The sequence below is a fragment of the Paenibacillus sp. G2S3 genome (assembly GCF_030123105.1).
GTDB lineage: Bacteria > Bacillota > Bacilli > Paenibacillales > Paenibacillaceae > Paenibacillus_AQ.
Map to the genome: position 1 here is coordinate 6,638,354 of NZ_CP126095.1, position 18,916 is coordinate 6,657,269.

Sequence of the window (18,916 nt, forward strand, 5' to 3'; positions counted from 1 at the left end):
TGGATCTCTCGGTGATACGTCGCTCGTGATTACATTACCAAGGTAGCTGACGTCTCTCGTTTGAAAATGTGCCCGTCGGACCGTCCTCGTCGAGGAACGCAAGGCGCACGGGATGTTTGAAAGCCGTTTCCTTTGTTGACCCCAGTGACCAAGGCGACAGGTTTATACATTTCCCCTCTCCTTCCTTGCATCATCTGCAGACCCATTAAATTCCTTATCTAGTTGATGTATCAACCTAAAGATAATACCACTCCCTTAAGTTGACATATCAACCTATGGATACATAGTAACACCTTGTGGTTGATGCGTCAACCATGATATTATATTCGTATGGATATAAACGAACTTAACGAAGATGAAATGCGGATATGGAATATGTGGAAAGGCTCCTTTAAACGAATCTTCGGTCGCGTTGTAAAAGAAATGTCTGAACACACAGGACTCTCAGAGGGTGATTTTGGAGTATTAGACCGGCTAGTCCAATTTGGCAATGGTAAGCTTCGCCAACAGGAATTAGCTGACTCGATGGACTGGGATAAGAGCCGACTATCACATCATCTAACGCGGATGGAAAAACGAGGTCTAGTTCTGAGGAAACCTCTAGACACAGATCGCGGTGTTCAAGTCATCATTACTTCCGCCGGAAGGTCAGCCTTAGACGAAGCCCTTCCCATAGTCTCAAAGGCAATACGCAAGCATTTTCTAGATCTATTAACCGATCAAGACATTGAGTCGATTACTACACTGGCGGAAAGAACAACAACATCCTGATTGCTGTTTTTGATGTAAGGAACCGGCCCCTTCCGCCAAAATAGCGGAGGGGGCATTTTCTTTCTTATCGGGCAGAGGGAAGATTCTCCGCAGGCATCCTTGTCACATGTTCCCCTTCCCGATCCGCCACGTGCTTGAACTCCGTTCTGACTATAATCCAAGTTTTTATCACTAAGACCCACCAACCCAAAATGAAAGAAACTTGCCCCTACTTATGATACGGTTCCCCGCGCTGTCTGTAACGGCAAGTTTGAAGTCCATCCTTTACTGCCCGTCAATGTCTACTTCTAAACCGTTTAATCGCATCCTCGGTCACCGGCTCGAAGAGGTTAAGAAGGTTGCCATCGGGATCGCGGAACAGCATAGAACGGTTCCCCCACGGCATCATGGTCGGTTCCTTTACCCAATTATCAACAAATGGCTTCAAGCGCATATATTCAGCTTCAATATCGTCGATGCGGAACTCAATAATGACAGTGCGATTATTGGCCCCCACTGCGGAACCGGCGCCGAATAGCTGCGTCGTCTGGGAGTGGCCGATTGCAAGGGTGCATGATGGCAGAACGAGTTCGGCAAATACGGGCGCAGGTCGCTCTGCCGAAACCCCCATGACTTTCTCATAGAACTCGACGAGACGATCCACGTCGTCAGTAATGATACGTACAGAAGCGAAATTCACAAGATATCATCCTTCCTAATAATAGGTCTGGCTGTGTCCCACAGCCGTTGTAAAACATACTTTTTACTATCTATCTCCTTTACATTTACATGTCCAATTATAAAAAAACGCTACTGACAACGTTATGTCAGTAGCGTTTTACAATTCTTTGGGCTTCCTCACGAATCCAATTTCGGAATGATTCGGGTTCCAACACGATAACGCCCGCTCCCCAGCCAAGCACATTAAAAACAAGCAAGGTTGGAATGCAACTGTTGTGATGCAAAAAGAAGTCGCTTTTATGACAGTGTAGAAATTAATACAGAACCTACAAACCGCGTGGCATCAAACGCTGTAAATCTACACACATCTTCAGGAATTTTCTATGGTTCCTATAAAGGATATAATGTTAGAAAGTAACGAGACTATGTCAAGAAGAATGGTAAGAAATTGTTGGAACGATATCAACAGTTCTACTCTGAACCAGTCACCCCTAAAGATCAATAATTTGTTGTAGACATTTGCTTAACTATCCTCGTTAAAGAGTCCTATTCAAAAATAGAGCCAGACATTCTCCCAAAGAGAATGGCCCGACTCTATATCTGTTAAGATGTGTTTCTATTACCAAAGGTTCAACTTCACCTCATGCAACCTTGTATTAGGATAGCCGATGAATCGACCATACTATATCCGTACTGAAACCAAGGGTTAGACCGTCAGCTTCGTAATATAATCCAACTTCATCACCTGCTTGCAGCTCTACATCACCGGATAGCGTCACCGTCGCACTACTTAGTACGGTCCTTATAGTTAAAATTAACGCCATATTGATGTCCAAGATAGGCATATAACCTTTTATTAAATCAGTGCTGCCATTCTTCTTTACGGTAAAAAATGGATCAATGCCACTTCCTAAGCTTATACTAACTGGAACGTTAGTCTTATAGTTAACAGTTGCATGTATAGCATACTTGCCAGTGGCCGGTGCCGTAAATATCCCTGTAGCAGGATTAAATGCAGGGTTTGCGTAATAAGGGGACGCCTCACTCCAATTCGTAAATAGCGTGCTACTAGCGATTGAGTATGTCGTACCCGTAACAGAAAATCCTTCCGAGGTAAAAGAAGTCCCCGCTGGCCCTGGATCTCCTTGTGCTCCCGCCGGTCCTGCTGGGCCTTGCGCTCCCGCTGGCCCCGGATCTCCTTGTGGTCCCGTCGGTCCTGCTGGGCCTTGTGCTCCCGCTGGCCCTGGATCTCCTTGTGGTCCCGGATCTCCTTGTGCTCCCGCTGGCCCCAGATCTCCTTGTGCTCCCGCCGGTCCTGATGGGCCTTGTGCTCCCGCTGGCCCTGGATCTCCTTGTGGTCCCGCCGGTCCTGATGGGCCTTGTACTCCCGCTGGCCCCGGATCTCCTTGTGCTCCCGCCGGTCCTGATGGGCCTTGTGCTCCCGCTGGCCCCGGATCTCCTTGTGGTCCCGCCGGTCCTGATGGGCCTTGTGCTCCCGCTGGCCCCGGATCTCCTTGTGCTCCCGCCGGTCCTGCTGGGCCTTGTGCTCCCGCTGGCCCTGGACCTCCTTGTGATCCCGCCGGTCCTGATGGGCCTTGTGCTCCCGCTGGCCCAGTCGCTCCGGTATCGCCTTTATCACCCTTGACTCCACTGCCTTTAGAATTCTGCGATTCTTGGTCAACCGATGGCTGAGTACTGATGGTGATGGTTTTCATGGTGGAATTCCATACTACTTTTGCACCGAATAATTCGGCAATAAAACGTACCGGTACCATAACCCGGTTCTGAATGATCTTAGCAGGTTGATCGAGCGTGACCTTCTCCTCTACATCACCGACTTTAATGCTGGCGGTCGGGTCGCCTATAATCAGCGTACCCGATGCATCTCCTTTAAAAACCGCTATTGTTTGTGTAGAACTGTTCCAGTTAAGAGACACGCCGAGCGAGTCTTCAAGGACCCTCAAAGGCATAAGCGCGGTTCCTTTATGGACAACAGGTTCGACGTCACTCGGAATTACGCTATCATTAACGATAATAGAAATCTCGGCCACTTGGCCGACCGGAGCCGCCTGAGCAACAGGAACCACAAACAACGTCATTACAAGCACAAGTACAATAGATAATTGCAGTCTTTTTATTTTTATCACTTTACTTTCCTCCATATTTAGTCAATTCGAAGTAGATACCAGCACCTAAATAATTACGAACAGCATTCAATTGTTCGGCGGTTTCAATCTGATAGGGATCACCTTCAAGTCCCGTTCCTCCAGCAAAGCTCACTGCCTCATATGCCTTACCTTCATCTGTCGCGAACAATCCGGGTATACCACTTAGCACCACTAGCTAGATCTATTATAATGGAACTAATTGTATTTAATAGTGACCGCTGTCATCAGTATTGTCACATGACAAATTAATTTAGTAGTCATTTACCGAAGCCGACAACGGAGATTGTGCGAAGATTCATACTCAAAAGCATAATATTTCGCCCTACTTATGATAAGGTTCAGCTTAACGGGGCTATCGGCGAAAAATGCGAAAGGAACTGCTGCTGCACGGTGATTTGCTTGTTCCGTTCAACTATCGTGCCTATTAGTTGCTCACGCCATATTGAAATGCATGTCGACTTGGGGGTATTTACAGCGGACAACAATATGGTGGTAAAATGTGGTAAAATATAGATGTGAAATATTGGGGGTGAAGTTGTGTATGGCTGAGTACAAAGATAATAGGAAGTTGAAATTTCTATTACGGCACCTAGAATATCATAACACCTACAAAAAACGTTCAATAATTAGGAAGGAAAAGGGGAAAAACTCCTTCATTTTATAGTTGATCATCCCGGCCGCGTCGCGGGGAATCCCCCTCCGCCGCTCAGGGTGCGAGTATCTTCCCCGGGAGGGCGATGTCGATGAGGGATGCTGCGGAGGGTCAGCAGAAGCACGGGCAGCAAGAACATATCGAGACGCTGCCGCTGTTCTCCACCACGGATAAGAACGGACGAATGACTATGCTCCGGCCGGGACGTCGCGTCGGACGCGCGGCTCCGCTGATACCGTGGCTGCTTACAGCCGCTGCACTGTGGGCGCTGACAGGATCCGTGCCGTTCGGCGCACTGTTCGGCATGGCGCCGACACCGGCGATCGGCATGCTCCTCGGTCATCCAGTCACAGTGGGCGTCGCTGTTTTGCTGCTATTCGTCGCGATCGGTACGACCGGTGGAGTGTACTCGCAATCGATTGAGCAGTTCGGACAGACTAGGGTGGCGGGCCTGTTCGCGACGCTATCGGTAACAGGGGGGCTTGCAGCAGTCGCGGGAGTCCTCCTGCTCTGGACGCTGACAAGCGACCTGTCGCGCCCCTTTGACCTCGAGGCCATAGTAACATCGCCGACGATCCCGAAAGAGCTCGGTGCCGTCGTCGGAGCTAGCCTCGCCCTCTGGGCCGCCATCGCGCTCCTGCGGTTGCCCGGCTCTATCGCCCACGCCCAGCGGCGTCAGGCGGACATCGAGCGACTCCGCGTGGAGGGCTCGTCATGCACCGGTACGTTGACCGCCGTGAATTTTACTAACAGTTGGCTCTATAATTTACCGATGTTCACGGTTGAGGTAAATTATATCGTTAACGGTGCTCCTCGTTTCGTCTCAGCACACATGCGCACCAGCGCCGACCGTCGTTCCCGTCGTCGGGTCGCGAATGATCGTGCTGACAGACGATCGTGGAACCACCCACGTGGAGCTGGACCTGGCGAGTGGAGCGGTATTCGAGCCAGACGTGGGTAAGTACGCCCCGTCGGACGGTTGATTTTACGGCCTGAAACAACATGGTTATAAGGAGTTCAGACAACACGGAGCTAGAGCTTCGCTCCAGCATTTTTAACGCAGGACAAATTGGGCGCTCGCTCGGTATTCCTATGAGCAGCAGGTAGCAAGAGAGGTCTTGGAGGATCATACGTTCACAGCATGAAAAATAATGGGTTATTTTCTAATCAGAACGAACTAAAAAACCTCTGAAACTCAAGGTCTCAGAGGTTCTGTAAATTCCTTTATATCACACGCTTATAACATTCCCAAGCGTCCCACCAAGGAAATATTTTTCGCCGTCACTTATGATACGGTTCAGACTACAGGTCTATCGGCGAATCATTAGCCGAAGCGCTTAACCGCCAATACTGGATGATTTATTGTATTTCGATTATTTATTTTACTGTAGACGAAGAAGCTGTTTTTACTCTCAATTTTGCAAGGTTCACCCCGCAAAAACCCTTCACAATTAACCAGACTGCCAAGCTCATCTCGTAGACGCCAACAGGAAGAGCCATCAATCCTTTTACCGCCGAATAGGGTCCGATGATTCCAAACATTTGCAGCAACCCAGCTATAAATACCATAAATGCTGTAATCATTCCGAAAATCGCTAACGGTTTAGGCACATAGCCTGTTCGATAAAGCAAATAACTATACAAACTTGTATTGATGCCCAACATGAAATTTGGACCCAACATAGCCGTCCAGTGATAAATTGCCTGCAGCAACAGCCCTATGGGCTCAAAATTGGTTTTATTTTCTAAGTTAGTTGTATCATAATATGAACTAAGTTGAAACAAACCCAATATACTTACAAGACCCATCGCAATAAAAACAGCTTCCATAAATCGAAAACAAAGATACCCTAATGCAAGATGCTCATTCCAATGCCGAACGTAGGGAAACAGCATGACTGCTGTACCAACAGCCGTCACAACAAGCAAGAGGTCATTTAATACACCGATTAAGACCATCGTTCCCGATCCATTTGCCACGGACATCTGCCATTGTTCTGACAAAACTGGCCCATACAAAACAACCGCTATGATTGACGTCACTGCAGCAAGGATATAAAAAATCCCCAGTATTCTTGCATTCCTTCGGTCTCGAATCATCTTTTTTTCCTCCTAAGAGATAAATTTATTGCTGATGGACGTATGGTATACTCAGAATAAAATGACCTGCAAACACTGATATCAGGAGGTATTATGGACCATAACAAAGTCATCGAACGTGCTTTGATCCATATCGAGGGCCATTTACAACAGTCCTTAACCGTAGAATCCGTTGCCAATACCTTCAACATGTCTAAATACTATTTTCATCGGCTGTTTTCTGCTATGGTGGGCTGTTCGCTAAACCAATACATCCTCTCCAGAAAATTGAATGCATCTTTAACTTTTATTCAAAACAAAAACAGTTCACTGACCGATATTGCTTATCAGCTGGGCTTCGGTACGCAAGCCTCATTCACTCGTGCTTTCAAACGACAATACGGCGTAGCTCCCAGTTCTTTAAAAACAGGACTTACAACCATCTCTCCTGTCCCCATACCTACAGTGGTGAAGAGACCTATCAAAAACATTAACGGTGATATCGTCACGGATTTCACCCTGTCTGAATTCAAGGAGACCAGAATCAGTGGGATCGCCTTTGAAGTGGATTTAGCCAATGATGATTACAAGGAGAAGATTCGCGCACATTCAGAAATGCTGTTGAGTCATATTGATGAAACTATAAAAGGTCCCTGTTATGTCATTTATTCAAACTGTCAACCCGATTCAACTCGGTTTAAGGTGTTGTTTGGGATCCCAAGCAGCATTGAAATTGATAAACCTTATTTTTTCACGGTTGATGTGCCGCAGATTTTTTGTGCCAGGTTCAACTATTGTGGTGAAATACTTGACATTGGGGATATACTGAAAAGCGACTATGCCAGATTTTTAAAGATCTCCAGGCAGGAAACGGCAGAAACCGATATTGAACTTATTCAAGCTTTTAATGACGTCCATCATCTGGATTCGACCTACCATATCTATGCACCAATCAAAAAACTCCCTACTGATTCTTATTTGTAAGATCGCGGCTCGCTTGTCATTCTGTCTGCTCCTTTCTTTGCTCGAATTTGATCATTTCTTTTCTGCAAATAAAATAACATAACTGGTTTCGCTCCACTTTCCATATCTTGCTGTAATTAAGAACGAAAAAAAATGCACCTCTCTCGAGATGCACCCTGTTCAACTTCTATCAACTCATATACTATCAACTCATTAAAGAACTATTCCACAAATCCTTCAACATTCTCCAAGCTTTACACGGCAAAATTTTTCGCCGTCACTTATGATACGGTTCCCCCCGATTTATCTTCACCGCGCGATAAATCTGCTCCACCAGCACTAGGCGCATGAGCTGATGGGGCAGCGTCATGCGCCCGAAGCTCATGCGCTGCTGCGCGCGGCGCATGACCTCGTCGGAGAGCCCATGGCTCCCTCCGATGACGAACACGACATGGCTCGTCCCGTAGGTACCGAGCCGGTCAATTTCTGCGGCAAGCTCTTCCGAGCTCCACGGCTTGCCGTCAATCGCGAGCGCAATCACATGCGCCTCGCTCTTTATGTGCGCGAGGATGCGTTCCCCCTCGCGCGCCTTAACAATACCGACCTCTGCTTCGCTTAGAGAGTCGGGTGCTTTTTCATCTGCCACCTCAATCACCTGAAATTTCAGGTACGGTGTCAGCCGTTTAGCATACTCTGCGATGCCATTGATCAAGTACTTTTCCTTCAATTTTCCTACGCCAATAATTTGAATAAGCATAAGTGCCTCCTGTTATAGTCCTCTATAGAAATAGCAAAAGGACGCGCACTGGGCCGTCCCTTGTGGTTTTAGTAATTACCTACCTAATCCTTAGAATTCCTTAAATGTCCTATTCTTCAGACAATCCATCCACCTATTTACTCTCCTCCCGCTCCTCCATCGCAAAATCCGGTTTTTCCCCAGCTTCGTAAGCACTCAATATAGAATCCAGCAAACCTGGGAATCGTGCGTTAAGATCCTCCGTCCGCAGCGATAGTATGCGCTGAGTTCCTTGAACCCGTGAAAAAACAACCCCTGATTCACGCAAAGTACGGGAATGGTGAGACATGGTAGATTTTGCGATTGGGACGTTGAAGCCGTTGCAGGCCTGCTCTCCATTTCTGTGAATATCCGATATGATATATAAGCGAATCGGATCGCTGAGCGCATACAATACGGAGGCAAGCTGAATGTCCTTGCGATCCGGATGAAATAGTATTTTCATGGATGATTATCCCCTTTGTCCTACTTTTAATGCGAAAAAATATTGGTGTTCCTAATTGCATTTTATATCAACGCATGCTATATTTCAATTGTTCGTAAGTAATCGAACTATTAAACAATAATAAAAGGAGTGCTTCGCACATGACTTCTGTAAATAACCTTTCCGCGAATGCGGATCATGAAGCCTCCGTTCCGGAAGCGACTCTTCCACGGGAAGGCCTGCTGACTCTGCTGTTCAGTATTGCTGTTGTTCTCGTCATCATGAATACAGCCATGTTCAATCTGGCACTGCCTGATGTAACCGAAGCCTTCGGCATTACAGCTGCATCCGCTTCTTGGATTGTTACCGGGTATTCGATTATGTTCTCGATTGCCTCGATCACGTACAGCCGGCTCTCTGATTTTCTGCCGATCCGCCGCCTGCTGGTGATAGGCTTGTTGACGCTAGGCTTTGCGGCTGTGGCCGGCTTCTTCAGCACCAACTTTATCTTTCTGCTTATCGTGCGCATTCTACAGGCGTCGGGCGCGGGCGCAGTAATGTCCTTATCTCTTGTGCTGTTTACCCGCTATGTCCCGCAAGCCCGTCGCGGCAAAGCGATGGCGACGATTATGTCAGCCGTTTCACTCGGCCTAGGCCTTGGTCCGGTCGCGGGCGGAGCCATCGTCGAATATCTCGGCTGGATCTGGTTGTTCGCTGTAACGGCAGCTATTTTGCTTCTCGTGCCGTTGTTCCTTATCCTGCTGCCTAAAGAGGTGCCCACCCGCGGCTCCTTCGATGTGCTTGGTGGGCTGCTCTTGGGCGTCGGCACCACCGGTCTGCTGCTGTTCCTGACTAGTGGCCTATGGGTGGCCTTGGTCGCCGGACTTGTCGCCATCGCTTTATTTGTTGGCCGCATCCGCAGCACGCCCGACCCATTTGTAATGCCCGCGCTTTTCCGTAACCGCTCATATCTCGTGCTGGCGGTGGTCGGAATCGCCTCCTATCTGTGCAGCTTCGCCACCTTGTTCCTGTTGCCACAGATTTTGACTCATCGCTTTGGCTTCAGTGCAAGTCATGCCGGGCTTGTGATCTTTCCGGGATCTCTGCTCGCAATCTTCGTTTCCCGTTCCGTCGGACGAATCATCGACCGTTATGGCAATGCGGGGATATTGCGTTTCGCTCCACTGCTTGTGCTGACCGCTACCGTCCTGTTCGCATTCTTCGCTGGGCGGTCCTGGATTGCCGTTATGCTGATCTATATGATTATGAGTCTTGCCTTCACGACGTTGTCCAGTAGTGTTTCCAATGAAATCTCACGGATTCTGCCTTCCTCACAAATCGGCTCCGGGATGGGACTGTTCCAGCTACTGCAATTCTTTAGCGGCGCCTTCAGCGTAGCTATGGCCGCAAGTGCATTGGAATGGCAGCGTGGGCTGCCGCTCCGGGCCGCTTACTCGAACATCTACTGGGGACTCTCTATTGCAGCAATGCTTGCCATCATCTCAGCCATTGTCTACCGCAAGAACAACCGAGGCAGCTCCCTGACCAATATGGCAGATGCAGCAGATGCATAAGATTAATCCTCCAATGCACCTAGATATTATTCCACGCAAAAACACCTTGCGGTCCATTTCCGGGACTGCAAGGTGTTTTTTATAAGTCTTAAAGGTCCTTTAGACCACCAAATATTCAGCGTTCTTCTCACATTGGGTGCATTTTGCCGGCGGGTCCCAGTCAGAGAATTCCGTTTCCTTCAAATCCACTACATCTGGTGCATCTTCATATTCGTCCACAAACAAATCAATAGCTAATTCTACATGTTCTTTACATACTACATACATTCAACCAAGCATCCCTTTCTGTGCCGCTACGGCCTAATACTCCTTCTATTGTTCTACCATACTTCCCACGAAAATGGAACTCCTATCTATCCATTCCAGCGATCTGTTCATCCATTGTCTATATTCTTGCCCTTCACCTAAAAAAGATTCCTCCCACCCCAAAGGGCAAAAGGAATCTTATCACTTAACTCTCTCTATTTTCTATAAATATTATCTCAAACTCTCCATCCTACCCTAGAAACTCCACCGGACGATCCAGCTCATACAATCTGCGGTAACGTGGTTCTTTTTTCATCAGCTCCGCATGGGTTCCACGCATTTCTACCGAGCCATTTTCCATAAAAATCACTTCATCCATCTGCTCCGCACCGACCAAATGATGCGTTACCCAAATTAGTGACTTATCCTTCATGGCTTCGAACATTGTCTTCAAAAGATCACGTTCCGTCCGCGGGTCCAACCCTACAGTCGGTTCGTCGAGTATGACAACAGGTGTATTTTGCAGCAAAATACGAGCTAACGCTATCCGCTGACGCTCTCCACCAGAGAACCGTTGCCCTGCTTCACGAACAAAAGTATCGTATCCATCAGGCAACGAGGAGATCAACGTGTCCATTTTGGCTAAGGCGCCAGCTTCTTTAATGGCTTGTTCAGAAGCCTTCGGATCACCCATACGAATATTGTTAGCTACTGTAGTATCGAATAAATGTGGACTCTGATTAAGCACCGCTATAATAGAAGGAATATGCTCGCCATAGACATCTGCAGCGATTCCATTAATCGTAACCGAGCCGTCAGAAGGCTCAATAACACCTTGAATAGCCTTTAATAACGTCGATTTACCCGCACCACTTCGGCCGATGATCGCAATCTTTTTACCTTGTGGAATATCGAGGCTGAGATCGCGAACCGACCAGTTAGCCTCTGAACCATACTGGTAACCTACATTTTCGAGCTTGATGTGAGCACTCTTCATGGCCTGAGGCAGAGCATCGACTACAGTTGCTTTTTCAGAGACGATGTTCTGCTCAGTTCCATTTACACCAGACAATCGCTCCAAGGAGTTACGGTACTGCGGGATTTTCTCCACCGCTTCAGACACTGGCAGAAAGGCATCTGCTACAGGAAAAACAACCAATACGAACGCCGCAATCAATGTACCCGCAATAGCACCATCTGCAAACTCTCCAGCGGCCCAATACAGCATAGAAAGCACGCCAATCCCAATTACCGCTTGCCCAATGAACGTACGAAGACGTGCCCAGCTGCGCAGCGCTGCATCGGTTTTGGCTACTTTTCTCTCATCTGCTTCATAAGTGTCTACGAACTGGCTTTGTCGTCCACTAATGACCCAGTCACCCATGCCAAGCACGGCGTCAGTCAGCTTTTGGTAGAGACGATTACGCTCTACTTTTACTTCACGTTGGCGCTTCTGTGTTAATAACAGAGATAAGAACGGTAGCACCACTACTAACACCAATATATATAGAGCCATCAATAGCGCAAAAGCGATATCAAAAGTACCCAGTGCAATCACAGCTGCTCCATAAATCAGCAAAGCGATGACACTTGGAAATACGGTGCGTAGATATACATTTTGCAAATATTCAATGTCATCGGCAAGCATCCCGAGAATATCCCCAGTACGGAAACGTGACGACAGGAACAAAGCCTGTGGCTCCAAAATATTGTACAAACGCACACGCATCTTAGATAGAATTCGCAAAATCGTGTCATGCCCAACAAGACGTTCCACATAATGAATTACAGCCCGACTCGTTCCGAACGTACGCACACCCACAATCGGTACATAGATCATTAGGATATTTTCGACGGGTGTAGACGCTTTTGAGATCAGAAATCCTGAAGTATACATTAATGATGAGGCTGTAAAAATCGTCAACGCCCCAAGCACAATAATAAGCACAAAACGCCAAAAATATGACGATACATAAGGAGCAAACCATCCTTCACGTTTCAATGGATTCCCTCCAATTGCGACCCAATCAACTCATAATACGCACCCTTGCGGGCAAGCAACTCCTGATGGGTACCGATTTCTGCCACTTGTCCTTGCTTCATTACTACAATAATGTCCATATCAAGCATCCAATGCAGGCGATGTGTAGCCAGAAAGACCAGCTTTCCTTCAAAAAGAGGCACCATCGTCTCCTTCAGCTCATATTCCGTCTCAATATCCAGATGTGCCGTTGGCTCATCTAATAACATAATCGGACGACTGCTGAGTAAAGCTCGAGCCAGCGCAACCCGCTGCTCCTGCCCACCACTGAACGAACGACCTCCGCCGCCGATCATCTCATCAAAGCCATTCGGAAGGGTTGCCACCAGCTCCGATAATCCGGTAGCTTTCACAGCTGCAGCCACAGCTTCCATAGAAGCTTCAGGGTAATAGAAGCGAATATTATCAGCCAATGTACCACTAAAAATATAAGGGCGCTGCGGGATATACGAGGTCTGCTTTCGCCAAGCCTCATCCGTTAATGCGCTAACCTTTGTACCGTTTACTGTGATATTTCCTGAAGTAGGGTGTAAGAAACCACCCAAGATATCGACTAGTGTAGATTTACCGGCCCCACTCTCTCCGATAATCCCAATTTTGCTTGCTCCTTTAAATTGCAGGTTCACCGCTTCCAGCGAAGAAAGACCAGCTTCCTCGTATTTCACACTGACATCATTTAATGTAAGTATGCTATTTTTATGCCAAGTGAATATCTCTTCTGATGTTTTCGATGCTGATTTCAATGCTTGGTTACCATTAGAGCCTACTACTTCAGCTTTCACTTCATCCTGATCTATAATGCTCTTCATTGCCTCAGCGGCTTCCTTCCCATCGAGAGTAGCATGGAAATCCGAACCTACCAATCGTACAGGCAAAAAATATTCCGGCGCCAAAATTAGAATGGTTAAGCCCGTAACCAGTGTCATCTGATCGTTGACCAGACGCAAGCCGAGACTTACCGCTACGGAAGCTACTGATAACATCGTAAAGAAGTCCAGCGCGAACGAAGACAAAAAGGCTACTCGCAGTGTACGCATCGTCGCCGAGCGATACCGATCGCTGACCGTCGCAATACTGGTGCTATGACTACGACTGCGGCCCAGAAATTTAAGCGTCTCTAGCCCACGGAGGGAGTCTACGAAATGATTAGATAAGGTGCGATAAGATTTCAGCTGACGGTCCATCTGCTTACGAGCCGTCATCCCGATCAAGATCATAAAAACAATAATAATCGGCATGGTGATCGTAAGAATAATTCCACTCGCGGTATCCATCGTGTAGATATAAATAAGTACCAAAATCGGTGTAATTGACATCCCTACCATTCTAGGGATAATCGCTTCCAAGTATGTGCGGAACTTTGTTACGCCTTCCAACACTAGTGTAACAAGATCCCCGGTTCCACGCCCGCCCACCATTCTGGGTCCAAGCTGGAAAAGCTTATCCATCATTTCCCTCCGCATGTTGCTGCCCGTTGCTTCCGCAAAGCGGTAAGAGATACGGCTCATCAGCATGGCGCAAGCATGGCGCACTAGAAATGCAAGAAGGAACAATAGCGAAGTAGCCCATTGTTCCTTCAGAGGTTCTCCCGCAAATAGCGCAGAGATGACTTCTGCCAGCCATTTGGCCAGCAGAAGTATGGACATGCTTTGCACCAGGGTAAGGAGGCCAACGATCAAAAAGACCGGCTTAACTCCTTTATACCCAAGCAAATTTTTATCCATTAGTATTCAAGATGCTCCTTCTCGTGAACGCGTTTATGAAAGACAAAGTAACTCCAAATTTGATATCCCAATACGAATGGAAGGATGGTCAGTGCCACAATCGTCATTACCTTTAAAGAGTAATGTCCCGAAGCCGCATTGGTGATTGTCAAATTAAAAGCTTGATCAATTGAACTAATCATAACACGTGGGAATAGTCCTACAAAGATAGAAGTTACGGACAATGCTATTACCGCTCCTGTCATACCAAAAGCATAGCCATCCTTCTTCTTCGTCATGAAATAACCCGATAATATGAACGCGATAATTCCCAGCGCTACTATAATCATAAGAACTAAACCACGTTGTTCGAAAATATCAGTCATATAATAAGTCATTACCACGAAAGCAAGCAATAAAGCCCCAAGTGGCAAAAGCAATCTTTGCGCCATCTTTCGAGCGCGAGCCTGTAGATCTCCCACTGTACGCAACGTTGTGAACATGAGACCATGTACCAAACAAAGAAGGACAACAGTCACACCAGCTACTACGGTATACACATTTACGATATCTGTAAAACCTGCGTACATTTGCATATCCCCATCAATCGGCAAACCTTTGATGAAGCTGGCGAACACCACAGCAAGGAGGAACGGTGGGAGGAAGCTGCCGAAAAAGATACACACATCCCAAGTTTTTTTCCAAGCTACGGAATCCCGTTTACCTCTAAATTCAAAAGCAACACCACGTGCAATCAAAGCTAATAAAGCGAAGACAAAAGGAATGTAAAATCCACTAAATAATGTTGCATACCACTCAGGGAAAGCCGCAAACATTGCACCCGCGGCTGTGATTAGCCATACCTCATTTCCATCCCAGAAGGGTCCGATCGAGTTAATCAGAATCCGGCGCTCAGTATCATTCTTAGCGAGAATTTGTGTTTCCATCCCTACGCCGAAATCGAAACCCTCCAGGAAGAAGAACCCTATAAACAGAACTGCAATGAGCACAAACCACAATTCATTAAGAGAAATCATTGGGCGCCCTCCTCGTTATATGGATCATGCGAATCCCCGTGATCGTTATCCATCGCATAAGGACCTTTTTTAATCACTTTCATAAACAAACCAATTAGAACTAATCCGAGAATGGCGTAAATCGCTGTAAAAGAAATAACAGAGAATAGAACCTGACCACTCGTAATATTAGGCGACACACTGTCTTCCGTTGTCATCAGTCCGAATACCGTCCATGGCTGACGCCCGAATTCGGTCATGACCCAACCCGCTGTATTCGCGATTGGAGGAAGCAATAGTCCCCATAACATAAACCGCATAAACCAAGTATTTGGACGGTCCATCTTTTTGCGCCACATTAAATACATTGCGTACATACCCAGTACAATCATTAGCGTCCCTGCTAGAACCATGATCCGGAAACTCCAGAATGTCGTACGTACAGGCGGAATATAGTCACCGGGGCCATAGGTTTGCTCATACTCAGCTTGCAGCTCAAGCATACCTTTAACTTCACCGGAAAATTTACTGTATGAAAGGAAGCTCAGCATATACGGAATTTGAAATTCTCCAGAACTTTCTTGCTTCTCAGGATCAATCTTTGCCCATACAGTCCAAGGTGCCGGGTCACCACTCTTACCCCACAATCCTTCGGAAGCCGCCATCTTCATAGGTTGAGTTTCAACCAAATACTGTGCTTGCGCATGACCTGCCACCGCTACACCAATCGAAGAAATGATCCCTACGATTGCTGCAATTTGAAAAGATTTCTTAAAGAAAGATACATCTTGTTTCTTCAATATCTTATACGCACTAATACCCGTTACAAGGAAGGCACCTGTTGCATACGCAGCAAGAACCGTGTGCGGAAATTCAACCAGCAATTGTCCGTTCGTAATGAGCGCGAAGAAATCATTCATTTCTGCACGTCCATTATTTATCGCAAATCCCACAGGATGCTGCATAAAGGAGTTCGCTGCCAGGATCCAGAATGCGGATAACATCGTACCGAATGCTACCAGCCAGATGGACAACAAGTGCACTCTCTTGGACACTTTGTCCCAGCCGAATATCCAGATTCCAATAAAAGTAGACTCCAGAAAAAAAGCTGCCAATGCTTCAACTGCAAGTGGAGCCCCGAATACATCACCCACAAAACGTGAATAATCAGACCAGTTCATCCCGAACTGAAATTCCTGCAAAATCCCTGTAACTACCCCTACTGCAAAGTTGATGAGAAACAGCTTTCCCCAGAACTGCGCCATTCTTTTGTACTCTTCATTGCCTTTTCTAACGTACATGGTCTCCATGATCGCAATCAAGAGCGCTAGTCCGATTGATACCGGTACAAAGAAATAGTGGAATATTGTCGTCGACGCAAATTGTATACGCGACAGCATTACTGTATCCATATTTTTCCCTTCCTTCTCCCCTTTTCGTTAATTATATTGTGTCAAAAATTTAAAGCTCTTTTTGTGATAAAAGTCACACAAAGGGGTGCATTTAACGGTGAAATTCAAATGATTTGTGACAAAAATCACAATTTACCTTAAAAAAAGCAAAAAAAATAAGACGGTTTGACCGTCTTGAAGTTGTTCACTGCTCTATAACAAGCTTGACTCATAAAGGCATTGGTTAGGTAATGGAAATACCCTTCTTCAGCGATTTGAGATCGCCATTCGAATTAAGCAATTGTGGTAGCATCTTCGTGCTGCGAACCATTGGAGAGTCACATAGACGGCAAGAAGGCGCATGTTCAAATGCGAAATTATCCCTCATCCATCCGTTGCATCCATCATTGGTACACGCCCAAATCGCGGTATTTTCTTCCGGTATTTCTTCCAAAGGTTTCTTCCGGTAGTTCATTGCCGTTCCTCCCATCCTGTAAGTCAATAGTGACTAACTAGATATAAAAAGACCGTCCCAACTTTCACAAGCTGGGACGGTTTCTTCTATTATTACAGTTTTACAACGTTTTCGGCTTGTGGTCCACGGTTGCCTTGAACAACGTTGAATTCAACGCGTTGGCCTTCGTCCAAAGTTTTGAAGCCGTCGCCAGTGATTGCGCTGAAGTGAACGAATACGTCGCTTCCGCCTTCAACTTCGATAAAACCGAATCCTTTTTCTGCGTTGAACCATTTAACTGTACCTGTTTGCATGTGTGTTACCTCCACAAATTTAAATTAATATGTTCTTTTTATCTTCAAACAAAGAAAAAATTCACACATTGAAAAAGGTTGTATTACCAAATATAGCAGCCCTTTTCAATGCGAAAATTAGGGACTAAATGTATGATTGATATCATATTACCACACCTGATTAGCAAAGGCAAGCTGGCATCCGTATATATCCGGTTCTACCCTAATAAGTATTACCTTCCAATGTAAGGGTTGCCAGTCAGCCCAAAATTCATTAAATCAGCTTATAATTGCCATATTTATGAAAAATTTAGAAGAAACAAATCCCCGATAGCGATACAGAGTATCACTATTTCAGGAAGCTCTACCTTCTCAACCGAAGGGGTAGTCCGCTCTACTTGTCATTACTGCTATATCATTATATGCCGACTTCCAGCATATTATTCCTCCGGTTTTTCAAGAAGTTTAACTGTCGTCTGATTGACTTTACCATTTCGATAATAGGTAATCTTTAGATCCTCACCAATCTTTGTCTGATTATATAAATACTTGCGAAGGGAAAGCGTGGATGTAATAGGTTCATCATTAAATTTCGTAATTACATCATTAAACTGTATTCCAGCTTCCTTTGCAGGTCCAACAGCATCCAGAACGACTACCCCATCCTTAACATTATTCGGTAGGTTCAGTTCCTTGCGTTGGTCCTCTGCGAGAGGAACGTAAGGGTTGTTTAAATCTACGGAATATACGCCTAAGTAGGAACGAGCAATACGCCCTTTATCAGCCAGTTCATTAGCGGTATCTATGACATGGTTAGCTGGAATAGCAAACCCCAGCCCCTCTACACCTGCATCCGAGATTTTCATCGTGTTAATGCCGATGACTTTACCATCCAAATCCACAAGTGCCCCACCGCTATTGCCTTCATTAATTGCCGCATCGGTCTGAATGACCTCTTGCTCCCAATCATATACACCGTCCTGATTCAAGGATACGGGAACCTTCCGTTCAGTATAGCTGACAATGCCCGAAGTTAGTGTGTCCCCAAGTCCTAGAGGGTTACCGATGGCAATGACCGTTTCACCTAGACGAAGCTTCGAGGAGTCCCCGAGCTCTGCGATTGTATTAATACCCTTGGCGTCAATAGAAAGAACCGCGATGTCACTCACTTTATCCGTTCCAACGAGTGTAGCTTTACGTGTCTCACCATCCACTGTTACGACCTCAAGATTGCCGGAGTCTTCGATGACATGGTTATTAGTAATAATAAATGCTTTATTATCTACCTTTTTATAAATCACTCCAGACCCTAATGCTGACTCATCCAGAATGTTCAACTCTTTATTATCTTCTTTATGATTGATAATACTTACTACTGCAGGACGAACCGTAGCAGCGGCTTGAATGATACGGTCAAACGGATCACTGCTTGGGGCAACCTCCCCAGTTGTTACTACCGACTTTGGAGCAGTTTCGTGACTCACTTGTCCAGTAAGCACACTGAATAAAAACACTGCCACTACAGCACTTATTAAGGAGCAGACGGCGGATATTTGCCAAGTGGATAAGCCCTTGCGCGATCTTCGCACAGAATGCTTGCGGTTAGCAAATGATCCCTTTGATGCTTCATCCCCTCTGGACCGTGATACTTTAGTTGAATAGAAATCGTCATCAAACAATCCCAC

Annotated in this window: 19 protein-coding genes; 4 read left to right on the forward strand and 15 right to left on the reverse strand. The window is 46.3% G+C overall.

The genetic code is table 11. The features are described from left to right. The first annotated feature begins 330 nt into the window (after positions 1-330). The gene (locus QNH28_RS29320; protein WP_042193018.1) at positions 331-771 is read left to right on the forward strand and encodes a MarR family winged helix-turn-helix transcriptional regulator; all 441 of its coding nucleotides are present in this window, start codon (positions 331-333) and stop codon (positions 769-771) included. Positions 772-1,045: 274 nt separating this feature from the next. Here the strand turns inward: QNH28_RS29320 and QNH28_RS29325 are convergent, their stop codons facing one another. From QNH28_RS29325 to QNH28_RS29335, 4 genes are all read right to left on the reverse strand, one after another. After that, positions 1,046-1,450 (reverse strand): VOC family protein, encoded by a 405-nt coding sequence (locus tag QNH28_RS29325; protein WP_283909630.1) that lies wholly within the window; start codon positions 1,448-1,450, stop codon positions 1,046-1,048. Between the two features lie 127 nt (positions 1,451-1,577). Further along, complete coding sequence (locus tag QNH28_RS29795; protein WP_481858418.1) at positions 1,578-1,673, reverse strand: WCX domain-containing protein; 96 nt, start codon at positions 1,671-1,673, stop codon at positions 1,578-1,580. Positions 1,674-2,087: 414 nt separating this feature from the next. Next, complete coding sequence (locus QNH28_RS29330) at positions 2,088-3,578, reverse strand: stalk domain-containing protein (protein WP_283909631.1); 1,491 nt, start codon at positions 3,576-3,578, stop codon at positions 2,088-2,090. A 1-nt stretch (position 3,579) separates the two neighbouring features. Continuing rightward, positions 3,580-3,747 carry a hypothetical protein gene (locus QNH28_RS29335; RefSeq protein WP_283909632.1) on the reverse strand — a complete coding sequence of 56 codons (168 nt, stop codon included), beginning with the start codon at positions 3,745-3,747 and terminating at the stop codon, positions 3,580-3,582. A 595-nt stretch (positions 3,748-4,342) separates the two neighbouring features. On the opposite strand from QNH28_RS29335, the gene QNH28_RS29340 reads away from it, so the two are divergent. Continuing rightward, positions 4,343-5,212, forward strand: coding sequence for a hypothetical protein (locus tag QNH28_RS29340; RefSeq protein ID WP_283909633.1), 870 nt, complete (start codon positions 4,343-4,345; stop codon positions 5,210-5,212). 416 nt (positions 5,213-5,628) lie between these two features. On the opposite strand, the gene QNH28_RS29345 is transcribed toward QNH28_RS29340, so the two are convergent. Next, entirely contained in the window at positions 5,629-6,351 is a 723-nt protein-coding gene (locus tag QNH28_RS29345) for a DUF4386 domain-containing protein (protein ID WP_283909634.1), read from the reverse strand. A 93-nt stretch (positions 6,352-6,444) separates the two neighbouring features. Between QNH28_RS29345 and QNH28_RS29350 the strand changes: the two genes are divergently transcribed. Beyond that, positions 6,445-7,314, forward strand: a complete 870-nt coding sequence (locus tag QNH28_RS29350; protein WP_283909635.1) for a helix-turn-helix transcriptional regulator — start codon at positions 6,445-6,447, stop codon at positions 7,312-7,314. A gap of 256 nt (positions 7,315-7,570) precedes the next feature. Here the strand turns inward: QNH28_RS29350 and rlmH are convergent, their stop codons facing one another. Beyond that, entirely contained in the window at positions 7,571-8,050 is a 480-nt protein-coding gene (rlmH, locus tag QNH28_RS29355; protein WP_283909636.1) for a 23S rRNA (pseudouridine(1915)-N(3))-methyltransferase RlmH, read from the reverse strand. A 133-nt stretch (positions 8,051-8,183) separates the two neighbouring features. Continuing rightward, positions 8,184-8,534, reverse strand: coding sequence for an ArsR/SmtB family transcription factor (locus QNH28_RS29360; RefSeq protein WP_283909637.1), 351 nt, complete (start codon positions 8,532-8,534; stop codon positions 8,184-8,186). Positions 8,535-8,674: 140 nt separating this feature from the next. Here QNH28_RS29360 and QNH28_RS29365 point away from each other — a divergent pair, with 140 nt between their 5' ends. Beyond that, complete coding sequence (locus QNH28_RS29365) at positions 8,675-10,087, forward strand: MFS transporter (protein WP_042193021.1); 1,413 nt, start codon at positions 8,675-8,677, stop codon at positions 10,085-10,087. Positions 10,088-10,186: 99 nt separating this feature from the next. Here the strand turns inward: QNH28_RS29365 and QNH28_RS29370 are convergent, their stop codons facing one another. The 8 genes from QNH28_RS29370 to QNH28_RS29405 all read right to left on the reverse strand — a co-directional run bounded on the left by QNH28_RS29370 (position 10,187) and on the right by QNH28_RS29405 (position 18,916). Beyond that, positions 10,187-10,354: a CxxH/CxxC protein gene (locus QNH28_RS29370; protein ID WP_076120603.1), complete on the reverse strand. Its 168-nt coding sequence runs from the start codon at positions 10,352-10,354 to the stop codon at positions 10,187-10,189. Between the two features lie 229 nt (positions 10,355-10,583). Then, a complete protein-coding gene (gene cydC / locus QNH28_RS29375; protein WP_283909638.1) occupies positions 10,584-12,335 on the reverse strand; it encodes a thiol reductant ABC exporter subunit CydC in 1,752 nt (583 codons plus the stop codon). Beyond that, positions 12,332-14,098 carry a thiol reductant ABC exporter subunit CydD gene (gene cydD, locus QNH28_RS29380; RefSeq protein WP_283909639.1) on the reverse strand — a complete coding sequence of 589 codons (1,767 nt, stop codon included), beginning with the start codon at positions 14,096-14,098 and terminating at the stop codon, positions 12,332-12,334. The genes cydC and cydD overlap by 4 nt, the downstream gene beginning before the upstream one ends. Further along, positions 14,098-15,114: a cytochrome d ubiquinol oxidase subunit II gene (cydB, locus tag QNH28_RS29385; protein WP_094869748.1), complete on the reverse strand. Its 1,017-nt coding sequence runs from the start codon at positions 15,112-15,114 to the stop codon at positions 14,098-14,100. The genes cydD and cydB overlap by 1 nt, the downstream gene beginning before the upstream one ends. Further along, entirely contained in the window at positions 15,111-16,505 is a 1,395-nt protein-coding gene (locus QNH28_RS29390) for a cytochrome ubiquinol oxidase subunit I (RefSeq protein WP_283909640.1), read from the reverse strand. The genes cydB and QNH28_RS29390 overlap by 4 nt, the downstream gene beginning before the upstream one ends. A gap of 223 nt (positions 16,506-16,728) precedes the next feature. Then, positions 16,729-16,959, reverse strand: a complete 231-nt coding sequence (locus tag QNH28_RS29395; protein ID WP_042131698.1) for a cold-shock protein — start codon at positions 16,957-16,959, stop codon at positions 16,729-16,731. 92 nt (positions 16,960-17,051) lie between these two features. Then, positions 17,052-17,252 carry a cold-shock protein gene (locus QNH28_RS29400; protein ID WP_019914582.1) on the reverse strand — a complete coding sequence of 67 codons (201 nt, stop codon included), beginning with the start codon at positions 17,250-17,252 and terminating at the stop codon, positions 17,052-17,054. A gap of 419 nt (positions 17,253-17,671) precedes the next feature. Continuing rightward, entirely contained in the window at positions 17,672-18,916 is a 1,245-nt protein-coding gene (locus tag QNH28_RS29405; RefSeq protein WP_283909641.1) for a S1C family serine protease, read from the reverse strand.

Bases quoted from the DNA above. Each gene is read 5' to 3' on its own strand.
- QNH28_RS29320 (WP_042193018.1), top strand. From the start codon at position 331: ATGGATATAAACGAACTTAACGAAGATGAAATGCGGATATGGAATATG.
- QNH28_RS29340 (WP_283909633.1), top strand. From the start codon at position 4,343: ATGAGGGATGCTGCGGAGGGTCAGCAGAAGCACGGGCAGCAAGAACAT.
- QNH28_RS29345 (WP_283909634.1), bottom strand. From the start codon at position 6,351: ATGATTCGAGACCGAAGGAATGCAAGAATACTGGGGATTTTTTATATC.
- QNH28_RS29350 (WP_283909635.1), top strand. From the start codon at position 6,445: ATGGACCATAACAAAGTCATCGAACGTGCTTTGATCCATATCGAGGGC.
- rlmH (WP_283909636.1), bottom strand. From the start codon at position 8,050: ATGCTTATTCAAATTATTGGCGTAGGAAAATTGAAGGAAAAGTACTTG.
- QNH28_RS29360 (WP_283909637.1), bottom strand. From the start codon at position 8,534: ATGAAAATACTATTTCATCCGGATCGCAAGGACATTCAGCTTGCCTCC.
- QNH28_RS29365 (WP_042193021.1), top strand. From the start codon at position 8,675: ATGACTTCTGTAAATAACCTTTCCGCGAATGCGGATCATGAAGCCTCC.
- QNH28_RS29370 (WP_076120603.1), bottom strand. From the start codon at position 10,354: ATGTATGTAGTATGTAAAGAACATGTAGAATTAGCTATTGATTTGTTT.
- cydD (WP_283909639.1), bottom strand. From the start codon at position 14,098: ATGGATAAAAATTTGCTTGGGTATAAAGGAGTTAAGCCGGTCTTTTTG.
- cydB (WP_094869748.1), bottom strand. From the start codon at position 15,114: ATGATTTCTCTTAATGAATTGTGGTTTGTGCTCATTGCAGTTCTGTTT.
- QNH28_RS29390 (WP_283909640.1), bottom strand. From the start codon at position 16,505: ATGGATACAGTAATGCTGTCGCGTATACAATTTGCGTCGACGACAATA.
- QNH28_RS29395 (WP_042131698.1), bottom strand. From the start codon at position 16,959: ATGAACTACCGGAAGAAACCTTTGGAAGAAATACCGGAAGAAAATACC.
- QNH28_RS29400 (WP_019914582.1), bottom strand. From the start codon at position 17,252: ATGCAAACAGGTACAGTTAAATGGTTCAACGCAGAAAAAGGATTCGGT.